The organism is Limnospira sp. PMC 1279.21 (assembly GCF_032349615.1).
GTDB lineage: Bacteria > Cyanobacteriota > Cyanobacteriia > Cyanobacteriales > Microcoleaceae > Limnospira > Limnospira fusiformis.
The window spans coordinates 1-5,144 of the sequence record NZ_JARPLU010000217.1 but is presented as its reverse complement, the minus strand read 5'-3'; the positions used below and the strand labels follow the sequence as shown (position 1 = coordinate 5,144).

At 50.2% G+C, this 5,144-nt stretch carries 5 protein-coding genes; 3 read left to right on the top strand and 2 right to left on the bottom strand.

Annotated features, from left to right (window positions below; translation table 11 throughout):
* A partial coding sequence (locus P5683_RS21705) for a CHAT domain-containing tetratricopeptide repeat protein (protein WP_315669478.1) occupies positions 1 to 3,120 on the top strand: 3,120 nt, incomplete at its 5' end.
* Positions 3,121 to 3,324: 204 nt separating this feature from the next.
* Here P5683_RS21705 and P5683_RS21700 read toward each other — a convergent pair.
* Both P5683_RS21700 and P5683_RS21695 read right to left on the bottom strand, forming a co-directional pair.
* Positions 3,325 to 3,810 (bottom strand): type II toxin-antitoxin system VapC family toxin, encoded by a 486-nt coding sequence (locus tag P5683_RS21700; RefSeq protein ID WP_046320643.1) that lies wholly within the window; start codon positions 3,808 to 3,810, stop codon positions 3,325 to 3,327.
* A complete protein-coding gene (locus P5683_RS21695; RefSeq protein WP_006668464.1) occupies positions 3,803 to 4,012 on the bottom strand; it encodes a hypothetical protein in 210 nt (69 codons plus the stop codon). Before P5683_RS21695 ends, P5683_RS21700 begins: the two co-directional genes overlap by 8 nt.
* 179 nt (positions 4,013 to 4,191) lie before the next feature.
* Here P5683_RS21695 and P5683_RS21690 point away from each other — a divergent pair, with 179 nt between their 5' ends.
* Together P5683_RS21690 and P5683_RS21685 are read left to right on the top strand one after the other, a co-directional pair.
* The gene (locus P5683_RS21690) at positions 4,192 to 4,449 is read left to right on the top strand and encodes a hypothetical protein (RefSeq protein WP_006668463.1); all 258 of its coding nucleotides are present in this window, start codon (positions 4,192 to 4,194) and stop codon (positions 4,447 to 4,449) included.
* A 238-nt stretch (positions 4,450 to 4,687) separates the two neighbouring features.
* The gene (locus P5683_RS21685) at positions 4,688 to 5,038 is read left to right on the top strand and encodes a hypothetical protein (protein WP_315641166.1); all 351 of its coding nucleotides are present in this window, start codon (positions 4,688 to 4,690) and stop codon (positions 5,036 to 5,038) included.
* The last annotated feature ends 106 nt before the right edge of the window (positions 5,039 to 5,144 follow it).

Sequence of the window (5,144 nt, the reverse complement as noted above, 5' to 3'; positions counted from 1 at the left end):
TTATACCGCATCTGGGGAGAGCGAGCGGACAATATCGAGGAGGGGATTCGCTGCTACGAAGCGGCCTTGGAAGTTTACACCCGCACGGCTTTTCCCAAAGATTGGGCAATGACTCAAATGAACTGGGGGACTGCCTACTTATACCGCATCTGGGGAGAGCGAGCGGACAATATCGAGGAGGGGATTCGCTGCTGTCAAGCCGCCTTAGAAGTCTACAGCCGCAACGCCTTTCCCGAATATTGGGCAAGGACTCAAAATAACTTGGGAGAAGCCTACCGTAACCGCATCCGGGGAGAGCGAGCGGACAATATTGAGGAGGCGATTCGCTGCTACCAAGCCGCCTTAGAAGTCTTCACCCGCACCGCCTTTCCCCAATATTGGGCAACGACTCAAATGAACTTGGGACTTGCCTACCGTGACCGCATCAAAGGAGAGCGAGCGGACAATATCGAGGAGGCGATTCGCTACTTCCAAGCGGCTTTAGAAGTTTACACCCGCACGGCATTTCCCGAATCTTGGGCAAGGACTCAAATGAACTTGGGGAATGCCTACTCAGACCGCATCAAAGGAGAGCGAGGGGATAATATCGAGGAAGCGATCGCTGGCTACCAAGCGGCTTTAGAAGTTTACACCCGCACCGCCTTTCCCGAAGATTGGGCAAAGACTCAAATGAACTTGGGGAATGCCTATAGTAACCGCATCCGGGGAAAGGGAGCCAACAATATCATCAAGGAGGCAATTGGCCGCTTCCAAGACGCTTTAGAATTATACAGCCGCATGACATTTCCCGAAAAATGGCCAGCTACTCAAAATAACTTGGCGACTGCCTACCAAATCCGCATTTGGGGAGAGGGAGCCAACAATATCATCGGGAAAGCGATTCGCCGCTTCCGTACCGATTTTCCTGAAGATTGGGCAAGGATTCAAAATAACTTGGCGATTGCCTACAGTAACCGCATTCAAAGAGAGCGAGCGGACAATATCGAGTCGGCGATCGCTGCCTACCAAGCCGCCTTAGAAGTCTTCACCCGCACCGCCTTTCCCGAAGATTGGGCAAGGACTCAAATAAACTTGGGGAATGCCTACAGTAACCGCATCAAAGGAGAGCGAGCGGACAATATCGAGTCGGCGATCACTGCCTTACAAGCCGCCTTAGAAGTTTTCACCCGCACGGCATTTCCCGAATATTGGGCAACGACTCAAATTTGCTTGGGGATTGCCTACAATAACCGCATTCAAAGAGAGCGAGCGGACAATATCGAGTCGGCAATTCGCTGCTTCCAATCCGCCTTAGAAGTCCTCACCCCCTCCTCCTTCCCCCTCTACTGCCTCAAAACCGGACGCAACCTCGGCAACCTCGGCTATGACCTGCAAAACTGGGAAATCGCCATCCAAGGCTACGACAACGCCATCCGCGCCGTCGAACAGAGCCGGGACTGGGCGACCTCCCCCGACACGAAACGGCAAATCATGGAAGATGCCCTGCCCCTCTATGGCAAAATGATACAAGCCTGCATCCACCTGGAACGCTACGAGCAAGCCCTGCTGACGGTCGATCGCAGTAAGTCCCGCACCCTGATGGAAATGCTCACCAGCGCCGACCTGGTTCCGAAAAACGCCACCCCCGAACAACAGGAACAATACCGCCAACTCAACCGGGAAATCGCCGCCCTGCAACAATCCTTCGCCCCCACGGAGAACCCCACGGACGGGAAGACCGGGACACCGGGAAGCCGGGAAATCCGGGCAAACCTGGAACTCGCCACCGCCACCGAGGCACGGGGAACCACTCCCCTGCAAAGCCTGATCCAACAACGGCAAACCCTGCTGGCGGAAATCAACGACCCCGCCTTTAACGCCTTCCAGACCGTGCGCCCCCAACTCCCCGACTTTCGCCAACTCCTGACCCCGGAAACGGCTCTCATCGAATGGTATCTCCCCCAAGACCCGAACTTGGGAGCCTGGGCGTTCACGGTCACCCTAGACCAAGACCGCCCCCATATCGACGTTCACTGCTACAGCGCCGACCAACGCCAGCGCCTCGACCAATTCAACCAAACCTACTTCGCCGACTACCGCCAAGCGAGTTGGTATCAAGCTCTAGGCGATCGCCTAGATGACCTCACCGAATATCTTCACCTATCGGATATCATCGCACCCCTGCCGCCGATTTGTCAACGGCTGATTCTGATTCCCCACCTCTACCTGCACCTGTTCCCCCTCCACGCCTTATCCGTTGACCTCAACGCCCCCGCCACCCCGTTACTGGAGCGCTTTAGCCAAGGGGTCAGCTACGCCCCCAGTTGCCAAATCCTGGACTACCTCCACCACCGCCCCCAACCCGCCACCGCGCCCCAATTCTTCGCCGTGCAGAACCCCACCAAAGACCTCAACTATGCCCAAATGGAGGTCGAGTTCATCCGCCCCTACTTCGACCCCAACTGCTATATCCTCAGCCAGGAAGCCGCGACCAAATCCGCCCTCAATCACCTGGAAACCCTAGAGAAACTGCGCGAGAGTCATCTGATTCATTTTTCCTGTCACGGAGCCTTTGACGGCGAAAATCCCCTCAATTCGGCTATTATTTTGGCAGGGGATGCACCCCCCGAATCTCCCCCCACGGAGAAAGAACGCCAGACCCTGACCCTCCGGGATGGTCGCCGCTTCGACACGGGACAGCAAGGCTTAACCCTAGGGGAAATTTATCGGAATTTAGACATTCCCGCCTGTCGTCTGGTGATGCTTTCCGCTTGTGAGACGGGACTGATGGGGAGTTTATTAACGGATGAATATATTGGGTTAGCGAGTGGATTTTTGTATGCGGGAACTCCGACGGTAGTGAGTAGTTTATGGTGTGTGGATGATTTCGCGACGGCTTGTTTAGCGATTCGTTTCTATTATGAATTTTGGAAAGATGCGCGGGTCGTGATGGCGTTACATAAGGCACAAAATTGGCTAAGGGAGGTTTCGGCGGCGGGGTTTTTAAAGTGGTGTTCTGATGGTCTAAAAATGACAGAAGAGGAGTGTGATAAAATCGATTTGAAGTTAATGTTCTATGATGAAAGTCGTCCGTTTAGTCAGCGCCGTTACTGGTCTGCTTTTGTGGCGATCGGCTTGTAATCAATTAATAATTAATAATTAACAATTAATAATGAATTGTAGGTTGGGTGAAGCGCAGCGCAACCCAACACCCAGTCAATAATGAATAATGAACAATTAATGAATTGTAGGTTAGGTGAAGCGCAGCGCAACCCAACACCCAGTCAATAATGAATAATGAACAATTAATGAATTGTAGGTTAGGTGAAGCGATCGCCCAATTAGTTAAAGGGGCAATGACTCATTCCCCGAATAAACAGAGTCAGGACCAACAATTTGAATTCCATAGGGCTGAAATAACCGCCAATCTTGAGGGTCGTAAGTATAGACTTTATATACCCCCGCAACTAAAGCGGTAGCAGCGTGTCTGGCATCGTGAATTCGACGGGCTGTAAGATTTTGAGAGGCGGCAATTTCTAGCATTTTCATGCTGGCTTGAAAGTTGGTTTCTAAAACTACAATGTGAGAAGGTTTCTCAACCAAAAGACGAACGGCTTCACTGGCGATTTTGGGCGGGTGGGGAGGTTGAGAGCCAGTCCAAGTTAAAGCTGCATAAACTTCACTCAATACTCCAACGGAAGTACAAGCGAGCAGGGTTCCGCATCGAGCAGATTCAACGATAGGACGAGCTTCGGAATGACGCGGATCTTGACTTAGCAACGCCCCAATAAAAATTCCCGCATCCAAAAAGACTAAATCGGGGTTACTCATGGTAAATCGCGTCTTTCCACCCTTGGGGTACATAACCATCAAGTTTCGGTAAAGGTGGGAGTTCTAGGCTGGCTTTAATTCTCACCACTTCATGGGTAGAAACTTGCACGATTAAAGTTTCTTTTTGTCTTAATAAGCTCAAAAAATCCTCAATAGAAAGGTTTTTGATAGTTTCGAGTGTGATTTGGGTTGTGGAGTCCATTTAACTAGCCTCATGTGAGTGGCGGCATCATTGGGGTTTGTATGAGTATAGCATGGGTTGTCAATTCTTCGTGAGTTACAATAGGGTAGGTTGGGTGAAGCGCAGCGGAACCCAACACGGAACCCAACCAGCAACCCAACAGCCAGCGATTGTAATTGATAATTGGAGGTAAACAACAGATGACAGCCCGAGAACAACTAATTAAAGCCATTGAAACCCTGCCAGAATCCCAGTTAGCTAAGGTTTTAGCCTATATTAATCAGGTCATAGCTGATGAGGGTAAAACGCCACAAAAAGACTCTGATTCTCAGGGATATTTTGATAACAATTGGTGGAATAACTTATCTGAGTTTACGCCGGACTTTTTAGAAGTTCGAGAACAACCTCAAATAAATTGTAGGTTGGGTGAAGCGCAGTCAATAATTAATAATGAATAATTAACAATTAATAATGAATTGTAGGTTGGGTGAAGCGCAGCGGAACCCAACACGGAACCCAACCAGCAACCCAACACGGAACCCAACACGGAACCCAACCGGAACCCAACACGGAACCCAACCCAAGAAGCCACAGCCAAAACCAAGTGGTAAAAAAGGGGGGTTTCTGTGTTAAAATGAGGTAAGACAGCTTAAATGCTGCCAGAAACAGGGTTTTCTAATCTAAGGAGATTGTACCATGAGCGATCGCATTCCGTCAGATTTCTTACAAATTATTGAAGACTTCCTGACCTGGCTGGAACAAGCAAAAACCGACCCCCAAAATTACCCGCAACTGTCGGAAAATCTACAAGCATTAGAAGACGAATTGACCGCCGCCGAGGATAAAACCTTAAAGCTGGCTAAAATCATTAAAGGCTGGTGTAACAAGCATCAAATCACAGAACAGTTAATAACTGTGCGCCTTCACATGGCTCAACAAGGGGATGAAATCCCGAAGCCAGCGGAGGGAGAACGCCCAGAAATTGTCTATAATAAGGCTTTATTAGTGGCTAGGGTGCGAGAGGGGAAAGAAGCAGCGCAGTCTTAACCTTTTTAGCCAACTTAGCAGCCAGAAACATGAGCGATAAAATAGCCCCAATTGGTAGGGGTCGAAAGGAAAGTCACCTTTCCCAACTCCCATTCAAAACCGTGCT

Coding starts and splice junctions, on each gene's coding strand:
- P5683_RS21700 (WP_046320643.1), bottom strand. CDS start 3,810: ATGAGTAACCCCGATTTAGTCTTTTTGGATGCGGGAATTTTTATTGGG.
- P5683_RS21695 (WP_006668464.1), bottom strand. CDS start 4,012: ATGGACTCCACAACCCAAATCACACTCGAAACTATCAAAAACCTTTCT.
- P5683_RS21690 (WP_006668463.1), top strand. CDS start 4,192: ATGACAGCCCGAGAACAACTAATTAAAGCCATTGAAACCCTGCCAGAA.
- P5683_RS21685 (WP_315641166.1), top strand. CDS start 4,688: ATGAGCGATCGCATTCCGTCAGATTTCTTACAAATTATTGAAGACTTC.